At 61.0% G+C, this 15,014-nt stretch carries 13 protein-coding genes; 5 read left to right on the top strand and 8 right to left on the bottom strand.

Annotation, left to right across the window (positions count from 1 at the left end):
• Positions 1-5: 5 nt before the first annotated feature.
• Positions 6-389: a glycine cleavage system protein GcvH gene (gcvH, locus tag KW846_RS01640; RefSeq protein WP_007978918.1), complete on the top strand. Its 384-nt coding sequence runs from the start codon at positions 6-8 to the stop codon at positions 387-389.
• Between the two features lie 105 nt (positions 390-494).
• Here the strand turns inward: gcvH and KW846_RS01645 are convergent, their stop codons facing one another.
• Positions 495-1,634 carry a DegT/DnrJ/EryC1/StrS aminotransferase family protein gene (locus tag KW846_RS01645; protein WP_218481112.1) on the bottom strand — a complete coding sequence of 380 codons (1,140 nt, stop codon included), beginning with the start codon at positions 1,632-1,634 and terminating at the stop codon, positions 495-497.
• Between the two features lie 154 nt (positions 1,635-1,788).
• On the opposite strand from KW846_RS01645, the gene gcvP reads away from it, so the two are divergent.
• A complete protein-coding gene (gene gcvP / locus KW846_RS01650; RefSeq protein WP_218481113.1) occupies positions 1,789-4,662 on the top strand; it encodes an aminomethyl-transferring glycine dehydrogenase in 2,874 nt (957 codons plus the stop codon).
• Between the two features lie 133 nt (positions 4,663-4,795).
• On the opposite strand, the gene KW846_RS01655 is transcribed toward gcvP, so the two are convergent.
• The 5 genes from KW846_RS01655 to KW846_RS01675 form a co-directional block, all read right to left on the bottom strand.
• Entirely contained in the window at positions 4,796-5,113 is a 318-nt protein-coding gene (locus KW846_RS01655; protein ID WP_007978921.1) for a DUF2388 domain-containing protein, read from the bottom strand.
• Positions 5,114-5,181: 68 nt separating this feature from the next.
• On the bottom strand, positions 5,182-5,631 hold the full coding sequence (locus KW846_RS01660) for an NfeD family protein (protein WP_095964278.1): 450 nt from the start codon (positions 5,629-5,631) through the stop codon (positions 5,182-5,184).
• 8 nt (positions 5,632-5,639) lie between these two features.
• A complete protein-coding gene (locus KW846_RS01665; RefSeq protein ID WP_218481114.1) occupies positions 5,640-6,560 on the bottom strand; it encodes an SPFH domain-containing protein in 921 nt (306 codons plus the stop codon).
• 84 nt (positions 6,561-6,644) lie between these two features.
• Complete coding sequence (locus tag KW846_RS01670) at positions 6,645-8,429, bottom strand: GspE/PulE family protein (RefSeq protein WP_218481115.1); 1,785 nt, start codon at positions 8,427-8,429, stop codon at positions 6,645-6,647.
• A gap of 90 nt (positions 8,430-8,519) precedes the next feature.
• Entirely contained in the window at positions 8,520-8,858 is a 339-nt protein-coding gene (locus KW846_RS01675; RefSeq protein WP_218481116.1) for a hypothetical protein, read from the bottom strand.
• Positions 8,859-8,984: 126 nt separating this feature from the next.
• Between KW846_RS01675 and KW846_RS01680 the strand changes: the two genes are divergently transcribed.
• Positions 8,985-9,449, top strand: a complete 465-nt coding sequence (locus tag KW846_RS01680; RefSeq protein WP_218481117.1) for an Lrp/AsnC family transcriptional regulator — start codon at positions 8,985-8,987, stop codon at positions 9,447-9,449.
• A 108-nt stretch (positions 9,450-9,557) separates the two neighbouring features.
• Here the strand turns inward: KW846_RS01680 and KW846_RS01685 are convergent, their stop codons facing one another.
• Positions 9,558-10,925, bottom strand: coding sequence for an inorganic triphosphatase (locus tag KW846_RS01685; RefSeq protein WP_218481118.1), 1,368 nt, complete (start codon positions 10,923-10,925; stop codon positions 9,558-9,560).
• A 157-nt stretch (positions 10,926-11,082) separates the two neighbouring features.
• Between KW846_RS01685 and argE the strand changes: the two genes are divergently transcribed.
• Entirely contained in the window at positions 11,083-12,252 is a 1,170-nt protein-coding gene (argE, locus tag KW846_RS01690) for an acetylornithine deacetylase (RefSeq protein WP_218481119.1), read from the top strand.
• 258 nt (positions 12,253-12,510) lie between these two features.
• Positions 12,511-13,809 carry an amino-acid N-acetyltransferase gene (argA, locus tag KW846_RS01695; protein WP_007978929.1) on the top strand — a complete coding sequence of 433 codons (1,299 nt, stop codon included), beginning with the start codon at positions 12,511-12,513 and terminating at the stop codon, positions 13,807-13,809.
• A 93-nt stretch (positions 13,810-13,902) separates the two neighbouring features.
• Here the strand turns inward: argA and tauA are convergent, their stop codons facing one another.
• Positions 13,903-14,886: a taurine ABC transporter substrate-binding protein gene (gene tauA, locus KW846_RS01700; protein ID WP_371321724.1), complete on the bottom strand. Its 984-nt coding sequence runs from the start codon at positions 14,884-14,886 to the stop codon at positions 13,903-13,905.
• Positions 14,887-15,014: the final 128 nt, after the last annotated feature.

Below are 15,014 nucleotides of genomic sequence, written 5' to 3' on the forward strand. Positions count from 1 at the left end.
AGAACATGAGCAATATCCCTGCCGACCTGCGTTTTGCCGAAAGTCACGAATGGGCACGTCTGGAAGCCGATGGCACCGTCACCGTGGGCATCAGCGATCACGCGCAGGAAGCGCTGGGTGATGTGGTGTTCGTCGAGTTGACCGAAGTCGGCAACGTGTTTGCCGCTGAAGATCAGGCGGGTGTCGTTGAATCGGTTAAAGCCGCTTCTGATATCTACTCCCCGATTGCCGGTGAAGTGATCGCGGTCAACGAAGACCTGAGCGCTTCGCCGGAACTGCTCAACAGCGATCCGTACGGAGCGTGGATCTTCAAGCTCAAGCCAAGCAACACCGCCGATCTGGAAAAACTGCTGGATGCCGCCGGCTACAAGGCTGCCATCGGCGAGTAATACTCGCCCCTGTAGGAGTTGCCGCAGGCTGCGATCTTTTGATTTTGTTTTTAAAAAATCAAAGTCAAAAGATCGCGGCCTGCGGCAGCTCCTACAAAGGCCGAGTCAAGACCGCAAGACGGTTTTCACCGCCGCCACCGAACGCTCGACATCGGCTTTGCTCATCGCAGTGAACATCGGCAGCGAGACAATCAGCCGACCGACCCGTTCGGCGACCGGGAACATGCCTTCCTTGAAACCGCGCTCGCGGTAAAGGCTCAACAGGTGAATCGGCGGGTAGTGATAGCCGATCCCGACTCCCAAAGCCTGCATCTGCTCCATGAAAGTCGCCCGTGGCGGTTTGCCATCCGTACGTTCCGGCAATACCAGCTGGAACAAATGCCAGTTGCTGTGGGTGAAATCTGCCGGAGGCAGTTGCGCACCGTATTGCGCTTCGAAATCCTCGCCAAAGCAGGCGAAATAATGCCGGGCCAGCTCACGGCGATGAGCGGTGATGGCTTCGATATGAGCAAATTGCCCCAGGCCAATGGCCGCGGCGACGTCGGTCATGTTGAATTTGCCACCCAGCACGTCGACGTCCAGGCCGTCGAAGCCGTTGCGGGTAACGCCCTGCAGCCGGTATTTCTCTGCCAGTCGCACTTCTTCGGGCGTACTCAGCACCAGGCAACCGCCTTCTGAGGAGGTGACATTCTTGTTCGCCTGGAAACTGAAGGACACGAAATCACCGGTCGAGCCAATGCGCTGGCCGTTCCAGCTGGAGCCCAATGCCTGGGCCGCATCCTCGACGATCCGCAGGCTGTGCTTCTTCGCCAGTGCGTACAGACGCGTCATGTCCACGGGCAATCCGGCGAGGTACACCGGGATGATGGCCTTGGTGCGTGGAGTGATCGCCGCTTCCAGTTGATCCAGATCGATATTGCGCGTCACCGGGTCGATGTCGGCAAACACCGGGGTGGCGCCGACCTCCAGGATGACGTTGGCGGTGGCCACCCAGGAAATCGGCGTGGTGATCACTTCATCGCCCGGCCCGATCCCGGCAATACGCAAGGCGATTTCCATGGTGCAGGTGCCGGAATTGAAGGTGCGCACCGGGCGCCCGCCAAAATACTCCGAGAGTTGCGCTTCGAAGGCCTGGACCTTGGGTCCGCTGGTAATCCAGCCCGAGCGCAATACGTCACCGACAGCGGCGATCGTGGCTTCATCGATGGTGGGTTTGGAAAACGGCAGGAACGGCAGTTGGCTCATGGATACGGTCACCCGATCAGCGGACATTAAAGAGGCGCCGGACATGATGAGCCGGATTGGCCGACGACGCCACGCCATCCACGCGGAGATCGACTGCTATGCTGGTTTGACCGTGTTGCATCGACGCTGAGCGCCAGTCAAGAGAGAGCCCGTCATGTCCCAGTTGCCGTCCCTGAGCCAATTACACGACCCCAATGCCTTTCTGCGCCGCCACCTGGGACCCGATGCCGCCGAGCAACAGGCGATGCTCGACAGCCTCGGTCTGGGTAGCCGGGTCGAATTGATCGAGCAAACGGTGCCGCCGGGCATCCGCCTCAACCGGGCGCTCGACCTGCCCCCGGCACTCGATGAGGAGGCTGCGCTGGCCAAGCTGCGCGGTTATGCCGAGCAGAACCAGGTCTGGACCAGCCTGATCGGCATGGGCTACCACGGTACCCTCACGCCAGCGGTCATTCTGCGTAACGTGCTGGAAAATCCCGGCTGGTACACCGCGTACACACCCTATCAACCGGAGATCGCCCAAGGGCGGCTCGAAGCGCTGTTGAACTTCCAGCAATTGACCATCGACCTGACCGGCCTGGAATTGGCCAACGCCTCGCTGCTCGATGAGGCCACCGCCGCGGCGGAGGCGATGGCCCTGGCCAAGCGGGTCGCCAAGTCGAAAAGCAATCTGTTCTTTGTCGACGAAAACTGCCACCCGCAAACCATTTCCGTGGTGCAGACCCGCGCCGAAGGTTTCGGCTTCGAGCTGATCGTCGATGCTGTGGATAACTTGAAGCAGCACCAGGTGTTCGGTGCGCTGCTGCAATACCCTGACACCCACGGCGAGATCCACGACCTGCGGCCACTGATCGATCACTTGCATGCCCAACAGGCCCTGGCCTGTGTCGCCACGGATTTGCTGAGCCTGTTGTTGCTGACCCCGCCGGGTGAGCTGGGCGCCGATGTGGTGTTCGGATCGTCCCAGCGATTTGGCGTGCCCATGGGCTACGGCGGGCCGCATGCGGCATTTTTTGCCAGCCGTGATGAATACAAACGGGCGATTCCCGGGCGGATCATCGGTGTTTCCAAAGATGCGCAGGGCAACACCGCCCTGCGCATGGCTCTGCAAACCCGCGAGCAACACATCCGCCGGGAGAAGGCCAACTCCAACATCTGCACGGCTCAGGTGCTGCTGGCCAATATCGCCAGCTTCTATGCGGTCTACCACGGCCCGGAAGGGCTCAAGCGGATCGCCCAGCGGGTTCACCGGCTGACCTGCATCCTGGCCGCCGGGCTTGAGCGCAAGGGCATCACCCGGGTCAACCGGCACTTCTTCGACACCCTGACGCTGGAAGTCGGCGGAACCCAGACCTCGATCATCGAAAGTGCCCGGGCCGCGCAGATCAACCTGCGCATTCTCGGGCGCGGCCAACTGGGTTTGAGCCTCGACGAGGCCTGCGACGAAACCACCGTGGAGAGGCTGTTCGATGTGTTTCTGGGAGCCGATCACGGGCTCAGTATCGAGGACCTGGATGCCGAAGTCCTACCTGGTGGAATTCCCCAAGGGTTGGTGCGAACTTCACCTTATCTGCGTCATCCGGTGTTCAGCGCCCATCACAGCGAAACCGAAATGCTGCGCTACCTCAAGCAACTGGAAAACAAGGACCTGGCGCTCAATCAATCGATGATTCCGCTGGGCTCCTGCACCATGAAGCTCAACGCCACCAGCGAGATGATCCCGATCACCTGGCCGCAGTTCGCCAACCTGCACCCGTTCGTGCCGAAAGAGCAGGCCGCCGGGTACGGGCTGATGATCGAGGAGCTGGAGCGCTGGTTGTGCGCTATCACCGGTTTCGATGCCATCTGCATGCAGCCCAACTCCGGTGCCCAAGGCGAATACGCCGGGCTTCTGGCGATCCGCAAATACCATGAGAGCCGGCAACAGGGCGGCCGCGATATCTGCCTGATTCCTTCGTCGGCGCACGGCACCAATCCCGCGTCGGCGCAAATGGCCGGGATGCGCGTGGTAATCGTCGAGTGTGACGAAGCGGGCAATGTCGACCTGGATGACCTCAAGGAAAAAGCCGCACAGGCCGCCGACAAACTCGCCTGCCTGATGGCGACCTATCCTTCGACCCATGGCGTGTATGAGGAAGGTATCAGCGAAATTTGCGAAGTGATTCACCAGCACGGCGGACAGGTGTACATGGATGGCGCCAACCTCAACGCCCAGGTCGGGCTGGCGCGGCCGGCCGATATCGGCGCCGATGTCTCGCACATGAACCTGCACAAGACCTTCTGCATTCCCCATGGTGGCGGTGGGCCGGGCATGGGGCCGATTGGTGTTCGGGCACATCTGGCGCCGTTCGTGGCTAACCATCCGGTGGTGCCGATCGACGGGCCGCAGCCGCAAAATGGCGCCGTCAGCGCGGCACCCTGGGGCAGCGCAAGCATTCTGCCGATCAGCTGGATGTACATCGCCATGATGGGGCCGCAACTGGCGGACGCCAGCGAAGTGGCGATCCTGGCTGCGAATTACCTGGCACGGCATTTGTCCGGTGCCTTTCCGGTGCTGTACACCGGGCGCAACGATCGGGTGGCCCACGAATGCATCCTCGACCTGCGACCGCTCAAGGCGTTGACCGGCATCACCGAAGAGGACGTCGCCAAGCGCCTGATGGACTACGGCTTCCACGCCCCGACCATGTCGTTCCCGGTGCCGGGGACGCTGATGGTCGAACCGACCGAAAGTGAATCGAAGGCGGAGCTGGACAGGTTTATCGGCGCAATGCTGAGCATCCGCGCGGAAATCAACGAGGTGCAGAACGGTAATTGGCCGGCGGAGGAAAACCCGTTGAAAGGTGCGCCGCATACGCTGGCCGATATCACCGGCGTGTGGGCGCGGCCGTACAGCATCGAGCAAGCCGTCACGCCGGACGCGCATACCAAGGCTCACAAATACTGGCCGGTGGTGAACCGGGTGGACAATGTGTATGGGGATCGGAATCTGTTTTGTGCGTGTGTGCCGGTCGACGACTACCGCTGACCTCCCAGGCAATACATAACCCCTGTGGGAGCGAGCCTGCTCGCTCCCACAGGGAAGCTCGGTGAACGTGGGATTTGTGTTCGCCGGGCAAAAAAATGCCGCTCATGTGAGCGGCATTTTTCATTCGCAACGCTTATTCAGACGCCACGGCATTCTTCGCCAGGATCGCATTCGCCAACTCCATGTCCGTGGCTTGCAGGCCCGGGTTGTCAGCGCGGACTTTCTGCATGGCCGCTTCCAGGTACGGACCACGGATGCTGCCGTCGCTGGCGACGAAGCTGCTGGCATCGTCCTGGGCCGCGACCACCAGTTTGTGATCCTTGGATGTCAGATAGCTCGAACCGGTGGTTGCACCGGACGTAAGAACGTTACGCCAAAAAGTATCGGCCATCGCCGAACCGACAGGCAGGGACAACAGCGCGACGGTAGCGACAGCAAGTTTGAAACGCATGACAGGGTGACTCCACTGGGTTGACTACGCGGTTGGATTGCCAACCCCCAGTCGAGTTCCGTGGCCGCCTATTCCGTCGTTTCGACCAGCAGGATCGCGCCTTGCTGGCCGACCACCCGCACGCGGCTGCCAATGGCCGCGTCCGGCCCGCGGGCCATCCACACGCCGTCGGCCACCTTGATTTTGCCGCGACCGTCGACAATCGCTTCATGCACCACGAAGGTCTTGCCGATCAGCTCCTGGCCACGCAGGTTCAGGTGCGGCTGATCGCTCAGGCGAGTCGCTGTGCGCTGACGCCGCCACCAGTACAAGGCGGTGGCGATCGACAGCAGGCCGAACAACAGGAACTGCCATTCCCACGACAGACCCGGCAGGAAGAAGGTCAAGACGCCCACGGCAGCCGCTGCCATACCGATCCACAGCAGGTAGCCTCCGGCGCCGAACACTTCAAGAATCAACAGCACCGTGCCCAGCGCCAACCAGTCCCAGAACGAAAGATGCTGCAAAAATGCCCACATGGCGCGCCTCAGGCTTTCTTGTTATCGAAAGTGGCTTTGACGATTTCGCCAATGCCGCCCACCGCGCCGATCATCGAACTGGCCTCCAGCGGCATCAGGATCACTTTGCTGTTGTTGGCCGAAGCCAACTTGCCCAGCGCATCGATGTACTTTTGCGCCACGAAGTAGTTGACCGCTTGCACGTTACCGCTGGCGATCGCTTCGGACACCACCTTGGTCGCCTGAGCTTCTGCCTCGGCTTGCCGCTCCCGGGCTTCGGACTCCAGGAAGGCGGCCTGTCGGCTGCCTTCGGCTTCGAGGATCTGCGCCTGCTTCTTGCCCTCGGCGGTCAGGATCGCTGCGGCACGCAGGCCTTCGGCCTCGAGGATCTGTGCACGCTTGATCCGTTCGGCTTTCATCTGCCCACTCATCGCCGCCATCAGGTCGGAGGGTGGGCTGATGTCCTTGATCTCGATCCGGGTGATCTTGATACCCCACGGCGCGGTCGCTTCATCGACGGTGCGCAGCAGTTTTTCGTTGATGCCGTCGCGCTGGCTGAGCATGGCGTCGAGTTCCATCGAGCCGAGCACCGTGCGGATGTTGGTTTGCAACAGGTTACGGATGGCGTGTTCGAGGTTGTTGACCTCGTAGGCAGCCTGGGCCGTGTTGACAACCTGGAAGAAGCACACGGCGTCGATTTGCACTGTGGCGTTGTCGGCGGTGATGACTTCCTGCGGCGGAATATCCAGTACGCTTTCCATCACATTCATCTTGCGCCCGATGCGGTCCATCACCGGAACGATGACGTTCAGCCCGGGCTTGAGCGTGTTGGTGTAGCGCCCGAAACGTTCGACGGTCCATTCAAAACCTTGGGGCACGACCTTGAAGCCCATGAACAGAATGGCGACCACCAGGCCGACAAAAAGCAAAAGCACACTACCGATCTGCATAACGATTCCTTGTTGATGTGTGGATCTGTGGGGTTGCAATCGCTGGAGTGTAGCGGTGCCGATGGCGGATAAGAACAGCAGGGCTCAGTTCTGCTCGCTCTGGGGCGTCACGCGCAGAACCTCCTCGATGGTCGTCAGCCCGGCGGCGACCTTTTGCGCCCCCGACAGCCGCAGGCTGCGCATGCCCTCCTTGAATGCCTGGCGTCGCACGGCCAGCAGATCGGTATCGGGACTGATCAACGCCTTGATGCCATCGCTGAGTTGCATGATTTCGTAGACCCCGGCACGGCCGCGATAACCGGTGTCGCGACATTCCACGCAACCGACGGCACGCTGGGCATTGCCTGGTAGCGGGGCCTGCCAGGGGCGAGTCAAGGTTTGCCAGTCATCTTCGCCCAGCGTCAGCGGGGCCTTGCAGTGCGGGCACAGGGTTCGCACCAGTCGCTGGGCCATGACGCCAAGCACCGTGGCCTTGATCAGGTAATGCGGCACGCCGAGTTCCAGCAGGCGGCTGATGGCGCCGGGCGCATCGTTGGTGTGCAGGGTCGACAGCACCAGGTGCCCGGTGAGCGCCGCCTGGATCGCCATCTCCGCGGTTTCGAGGTCGCGGATCTCGCCGATCATGATGATGTCCGGGTCTTGTCGCATCAGCGCACGCACGCCGGCGGCGAAGGTCAGGTCGATATTGTGCTGGACCTGCATCTGGTTGAAGGCCGGCTCGACCATTTCAATCGGGTCTTCGATGGTGCAGAGGTTGACCTCCGGCGTCGCCAGTTTTTTCAGGGTGGTGTAGAGGGTGGTGGTCTTGCCCGACCCCGTCGGCCCGGTGACGAGGATGATGCCGTGGGGCTGGCGGGTCATGTCCTGCCAGCGGCGCAGGTCGTCGCTGGAGAAACCGAGCTGGTCGAAGTTCTTGAGCAGGACGTCCGGGTCGAAGATCCGCATGACCATTTTTTCGCCGAAGGCGGTGGGCAGTGTCGACAAGCGCAGTTCAACTTCGCCGCCGTCCGGGGTCTTGGTTTTCACCCGGCCGTCCTGGGGTTTGCGTTTCTCCGCGACGTTCATGCGCCCCAGGGTTTTCAGGCGACTGACGATGGCCATGGTGACCTGGGGCGGGAATTGATAGACGTTGTGCAGCACGCCGTCGATGCGAAAGCGCACCGTGCCTTGCTCGCGACGGGGCTCGATGTGGATGTCGCTGGCGCGTTGCTGGAACGCGTACTGGAACAGCCAGTCGACGATGTTGACGATGTGGGCGTCGTTGGCGTCGGGCTCCTGGTCGCTGGCGCCGAGGTTGAGCAACTGTTCGAAATTGCCGAGGGTGCTGACGTGCGGGTCGGCACTGTTGGCCCCGGTGACCGATTTGGCCAGGCGGAAAAATTCGACGCTGAAGCGCTGGATGTCCACCGGGTTGGCCACCACGCGCTTGATCGGCAATTTGAGCACGTGGGTCAGGTCAGCCTCCCAGCCGCTGACATAAGGCTGGGCGCTGGCCACGGTCACCGCATCACGGTCGATCGCTACCGCGAGGATCTTGTGACGCTGGGCGAAGGCGTAGGACATCAGCGGGGTCACGGCCGCGACGTTGATTTTCAACGGATCGATGCGCAGATAAGGCTGTCCGGCCTGCCGGGACAGCCACAGGGTCAGGCTTTCCAGGTCCAGCAGTTTGCCGGGGCGGCTGAGGTCGCCCAACTGTTGGCTGGCAATGAACTCCAGCGGATGCATTTGGCCATGGGTGGCGTTGCGGCGGCGGGCATTGAGCGCGTGTTCGGCCGAATCCTGGCTGATAAAGCCCTGCGCAACCAGTTCGCGCAGCACATCATTGAGATCCAGCCAGCGGTCCTGAAAGGCGAGTTGAACGGACATGCGGGCTCCTTTTGAACGACAGTGCGCAAAGGATAGCCGTGGCCCGGCTGACCGCTGGGCCACTACCCGACGAAGCCGTTTCGGCGTTTTTCAGCCCGCCGCCTGTATCGTTTCGGTCCAGGCAGAGTCAGCCTCTTGCAGCTCTACCGAGCAGACGCAGATCAGGTTACGAAGTTTTTCTGCTATCACTTGCGCGCGGTGCCAGCTCAAACCGTCGATGACGATCTCGATGGTCAGCCAGTCTTCCTGGCGCTGCACGTTGACCTGTTCCGGTGTGAGCAATTGCAAGGCGAACAGATTGAGGGTGCGACACAGCAGGTCCGGTTCGGCCTCGGCCCGCATTTGATAGTGAACACGGCAATGGGCATTACTGACGTTCCAGACATCGGCGCGGGTAGGTGGGGTGTTCACGGCTTCGAGATACGGCATGGTCAGGCTCCAGAAATACTGGAGAAATATTTACATCCTGTGCCGGGTATTTCTTCTCTATGATTGGCCAAATGGCAGGAAGGCAGACTTAATTAATTCACATATTTAGAGATCAAAGGTTTTTTTATGCAGAGCGAACTGGACAGCTACGACCGCAAGATCCTCACCTTGCTGCAAGAGGACGCTTCGCTCTCCAGCGCGCAGATCGCCGAGCAGGTGGGGCTCTCGCAATCGCCTTGCTGGCGACGGATTCAGCGGATGAAAGAGGAGGGCATCATTCGCGGCCAGGTGACCTTGCTCGACCGCAAGAAAATCGGCCTCAACACGCAGATCTTCGCGGAGGTGAAACTTAATGCCCACGGGCGTTCGAACTTCACCGAGTTCACCGAGGCGATTCGCGGCTTTCCGGAGGTGCTGGAGTGTTACGTGCTGATGGGGGCGGTGGATTTTCTGCTGCGGATTGTCACGGCGGACATCGAGGCGTACGAGCGCTTCTTCTTCGAGAAGCTGTCGATGGTGCCGGGGATTCAGGAGGTCAACTCGATCGTGGCGTTGTCGGAGATCAAGTCGACGACGAGTTTGCCGGTCTGATGTTTTGTGGTGAATGTGCGGGCCTCTTCGCGGGCAAGCCCGCTCCCACAGGGGATTTGTGTCGATCACAGATCCAGTGTGGGAGCGGGCTTGCTCGCGAAGGCGGTATTACAGGCGCAGCAACATTTTCCAGGCACGGTTCTGATACACCGCAATCGCCTGCTGCTTGCGCGCATCCAGGACTTCGTCGGTGATCGATTCGTTGGCCAGTTGCGCCAGTTTGTTCAGCTCGCCGTACAGGCGATCCATTTCCGGGATCTCCAGCACGTTACGCGCATGGTGCAGCCAGACCTGGATGCGTTCGATGCGCGGCAGTTGCTCGGCCAGGTCTTCCGGCTGTTGCTGGTAACGCTGCAGTTGCAACGAAGTGGCTTCTTCGCCCAGCAGGCGGGGCAACCAGCTGCCCAGTTGTGCAGCGCCCTGGCGATTGCCACGGGTGTTGCGGTCGGCAGCCCAGGTGCGGGCCAGCAGCCAGCGTGAGGTCGTCAATGAGAACAGGCCCCAGCGCGGGTCTTCGAGTTCTTCAAGAAACTGTTCGGGCGCGGCTTTGCGCACGTCTTCATCGTTCAGGCCGGCCTGGACCAGCGGACGCCAGTCTTCCAGCAAGGCATCAAGGGCGATGCGCAGATCGTGAGTGGACTGACGTGGTGCGGCTTGACCAAGGCTGCTGATCAGCGCGCGCATTTCGGCCAGGCACTCGACCCAGTCCTGCAGCAGGCGCCAGTGACCGTTGAAGCGATATTGCTCAGCCAGGCGCTGGCTGCTGCCGAGCAAGTGCCAGCTCAGGGCGGCGAACGCGTCGTCCAGCGGCGTTTCGGCCGTGATCTGCGGCGCCGGCAGGCTCAATGAGTAGCTGTGGGCGTCGTACAGGCGATAACCGCGCTCGGCCTTGCTGATATCGCAGGGCATCAGCGCCAGTTTCTCGGCCAGCTCGGCGGCCAGCTCCAGCAATGCGGCCGGCTCGCCTTCGCGCAGCTCCAGCTCCAGCTCGCAGATTTCTTCTTTCTGCTTGCCGACCACTACGTGGCCAAGGTCCAGGGCGGCTTCGATGACCACTTTGGTCTTGCCGCGGCCCCAGGCGATTTCTGCGCGCTCGCGGACGAAGTCGGTGGTGAAAATCGGCTTCAGGGTTTTTTTGTCCAGTTCGGCGAGTTCCTCGGGCCAGCATTCGCCGTCGAGTTTCTTCAGGTCGAGCTTGGCTTTGGGCAGGTTCCAGTCGTATTCGTTACGCACCGACAGGCCGGCGACGCTCTGGCCGCGGGTCTTGAGGGTCTGGATCACTGCTTCGCCATCCTTGCGCAGACGCAGGGCGACTTTGGCCTGGGCCAGGTCGCGCTCGGGCGTGTCGAAGTATTGATTCATCAACTCACGGCGTTCCCAGCCACTTTTGTTGCGTTTTTTCAGTAAGGGGTGCTCGCGCAGGGCGGCGAGGGTTTCGCGGCTGACGCGGAGTTTGATTTCGGTTTCTTTCTGCATGGCCGGAAAATCCAGGATCGGGAGCGCAGCCGGGGGAATGTGTGGCTGCCAAGGTCGTGCAGTGTACAGGACTCAAGGTTAGTACGCGCCGAGACGGTTTATTCCTGTCATCGGTTGGTTCTATGATGAACCTCAATTCGGGTGCCGGGAGTCAGCGATGCCATTGCCGTCGATGAAAGAACAGTTCGCTGCGCTGATCGCCGCGCCGTCCGTCAGTTGTACCCAACCCAGACTCGATCAAAGCAACCGCCCGGTCATCGATCTGCTGGCGACGTGGCTCGGAGAGCTGGGTTTTACCTGCGAGATCCAGCAGGTCAACCCCGGCAAGTTCAACCTGCTGGCCAGTTTCGGTTCCGGCCCCGGCGGCCTGGTGCTGGCTGGGCACAGTGACACCGTGCCGTTCGATGGTGCGTTGTGGCAAACCGACCCGCTGAAACTGACGGAAGTCGACGGTCGTTGGGTCGGCCTGGGCAGTTGCGACATGAAGGGCTTTTTCGCCCTGGCGATCGAGGCGGTCATACCGCTGCTCGATCAGCCGTTCAAACAGCCGTTGCTGATTCTCGCCACCTGCGATGAAGAAAGCTCGATGTCCGGTGCTCGCGCGCTGGCCGAAGCGGGGCGGCCGCTGGGGCGGGCGGCGGTGATCGGCGAGCCGACCGGGCTCAAGCCGATCCGCATGCACAAAGGCATCATGATGGAGCGCATCGACATCCTCGGGCAGAGCGGTCACTCTTCCGACCCGCGCCTGGGTCACAGCGCCCTGGAGGCCATGCACGATGCCATCGGCGAACTGCGTGGCCTGCGCTTGTTATGGCAGCGCGAATTCCGCAATCCACAGTTTGGCGTGCCAACGCCAACGATGAACTTCGGCTGCATCCATGGTGGCGACAATCCCAACCGCATCTGCGGCCAGTGTTCGCTGGAATTCGATTTGCGACCGCTGCCCGGCATGGACCCCAAGGTCCTGCGCGCCGAGATCCTGCAGAAGCTCAAGCCGGTTGCCGAGCGGCATCAGGTCAAGATCGATTACGCGCCGTTGTTCCCCGACGTGCCGTCGTTCGAACAGGCCGAGGACGCCGAGCTGGTGCGCCTTGCCGAAAAGCTCACCGGTCACAGCGCCGAAGCAGTGGCGTTCGGCACCGAAGCACCTTATCTTCAGCGCCTTGGCTGTGAAACGCTGGTGCTTGGCCCGGGTGATATCGCTTGCGCCCATCAGCCGGGGGAATACCTCGAAATGTCACGTTTGCAGCCTACGGTGCATCTACTAAGGCAACTGATCGAACACTATTGCCTGACACCGGCCAAAACCGCGGTGCCAACCACTTGAACGCAACACTTGTAGGAGCTGCCGAAGGCTGCGATCTTTTGATCTTTGGTTTTAGAATCAAGATCAAAAGATCGCCCGAACGCGGACCGAGCCTTCGGCAGCTCCTACAGGGGGCGCGATTAAATTGCCAGTTTCCAAACCCGTATTCATGAGGAGAGCGCGCGTGTCGCCAAGCCTGTTCCGACGATAACCATCAGCCCGCTGTGCGTTTTCAGTTTCGCCCTTTTTTCGGCTGCTATTTATTACAGGCCCAGGTTCATGCCCGAATACGTCAATTGGCTTCGTCACGCTTCGCCTTACATCAACGCCCACCGCGATTGCACCTTTGTCGTCATGCTGCCCGGCGACGGCGTTGAACACCCGAACTTCGGCAATATCGTCCACGACCTGGTGCTGTTGCACAGCCTGGGCGTACGCCTGGTGCTGGTTCACGGCTCCCGGCCGCAAATCGAAGCGCGCCTCGCGGCCCGTGGCCTGACCCCGCATTACCATCACGGCATGCGCATCACCGATGCCGCGACCCTGGAGTGCGTGATCGACGCGGTCGGCCAGTTGCGCATTGCCATTGAGGCTCGCCTGTCGATGGACATGGCTTCGTCGCCCATGCAGGGCTCGCGCCTGCGGGTGGCCAGCGGCAACCTGGTGACGGCACGGCCGATCGGCGTGCTTGAAGGCGTCGACTATCACCACACCGGCGAAGTGCGCCGGGTCGACCGCAAGGGCATCAACCGTCTGCTGGATGAGCGCTCCATCGTGCTGTTGTCGCCGCTGGGCTATTCACCGACCGGTGAAATTTTCAACCTGGCCTGCGAAGACGTCGCCACCCGCGCGGCCATCGACCTGGGCGCGGACAAGTTGCTGCTGTTTGGCGCCGACCTGGGCCTGATCGACGAACACGGGCGCCTGGTGCGCGAACTGCGTCCGCAGCAAGTGCCGGCGCATCTGCAACGGTTGGGCAGCAACTATCAGGCAGAATTGTTGGATGCCGCTGCCGAAGCTTGCCGTGGCGGCGTGGCCCGCAGCCATATCGTCAGTTACGCCGAAGACGGTGCGTTGCTGACCGAGTTGTTCACTCGCGACGGCGGCGGCACCCTTGTGGCCCAGGAACAGTTCGAAGTGGTACGCGAAGCGGCCATTGAAGACGTCGGTGGTTTGCTGGATTTGATCAGTCCGCTGGAAGAGCAGGGGATCCTGGTGCGCCGTTCCCGCGAGGTGCTGGAGCGCGAAATCGAGCAGTTCAGTGTGGTTGAGCGCGAAGGCATGATCATCGCCTGTGCGGCGCTGTATCAGATCGCCGATTCGGACGCGGGCGAACTCGCGTGTCTGGCGGTGAACCCGGAGTACCGCCATGGCGGTCGCGGTGATGAGCTGCTGGAGCGTATTGAAACCCGCGCCCGGGCTCAGGGATTGAAAACCTTGTTCGTCCTCACCACGCGCACCGCGCACTGGTTCCGCGAGCGTGGTTTCGAACCCAGCAGCGTCGACCGGCTGCCGTCGGCGCGAGCGTCGCTGTACAACTATCAGCGTAATTCGAAGATCTTCGAAAAAGCCCTTTGAGGTTGTAGGAGCTGCCGCAGGCTGCGATCTTTTGATCTTGAAAAGCAAAATCAATAGATCGCAGCCTGCGGCAGCTCCTACAGGAACCTTGTGTTACTCCTGGACAAATTTCGCGCTGACATACGGCGAGTAGTCCGGCAGCACCGTCTCCACCTTCCCTTGTTCCTTCAGGAATTTCGCCGTTTCACCAATGGCTTTGGCCGTGCCGCCGTCCAGCAGCGCGCTGCCCTGTTGCGCCTTGGCATCCGGGAATGCGGAACCAGCCAGTAACTCCGGCACGTCGGCGGCGTTGGCACCGGTCAGTTTGGCGATTTTCTGAACGGGCTCCGAGTCGACCGTCCAGTTGGCTTTATGCGCGGCGTAATCAGCAAAGGAGTCGAGGGTGACCTTGGCGAATTTGGTTACCACCTCTGGGTGCTTCTCTGCGTAATCCTTGCGCGCTACCCAGACTTCGAAGGTTGGCGCGCCCCATTGGCCGACCTGTGCAGCGTCGGTCAGGGTCTTGCCCGTCTTGCGGATTTCCCCCAGTGCAGGCGACCAGACAAACGCGCCATCAATATCACCACGCTTCCAGGCAGCGGCAATTTCTGCTGGCTGCAGGTTCACCACTTTGACTTTCGAGCCGTCCAGGCCCCAGTGCTTCAGCGCACCGAGCAGGCTGTAGTGGGAGGTTGAAACGAAAGGCGTGGCGATGGTCTTTCCGATCAGATCTTGCGGTTTTTCGATGCCGCTGCCGTTGCGCACCACCAGCGCTTCGGCGGCATTGATCTGGGCCGAGACGATGAACGCGACGATCGGCAGGTTGCGCGAAGCCGCAGCGGCCAGTGGACTGGAGCCGAGATTGCCGATTTGCACATCGCCCGACGCAATCGCCGTGACCACTTCCGGGCCGCTGTTGAAGCGCCGCCAGTCGATGGGCTGGCCGATGGTTTTTTCATAAAGACCATCGGCCTGGGGGACTTTGCTGGGGTCGATTCCGGTTTGATAACCGACGGTGAGGTTCGCCGCCTGAGCGGTGAAGGAAAATGCGAGCGATACACAAACTGTAACAATTGATCCGGATAGTGCGCGTTTGATCGTCATGGGGCCGCCTTTCGGTAAAGGATTTGTTTCCGAATTGCGTCAAAAACTAAACGATCTAAAAAAGTAAAAATAAATACCGATTAGGAATTAGCTTATGGTCCAAACCCTTTGTTCTGGGGGGA

Source organism: Pseudomonas sp. PDM32 (genome assembly GCF_019219225.1).
Lineage (GTDB): Bacteria > Pseudomonadota > Gammaproteobacteria > Pseudomonadales > Pseudomonadaceae > Aquipseudomonas > Aquipseudomonas laurylsulfatiphila.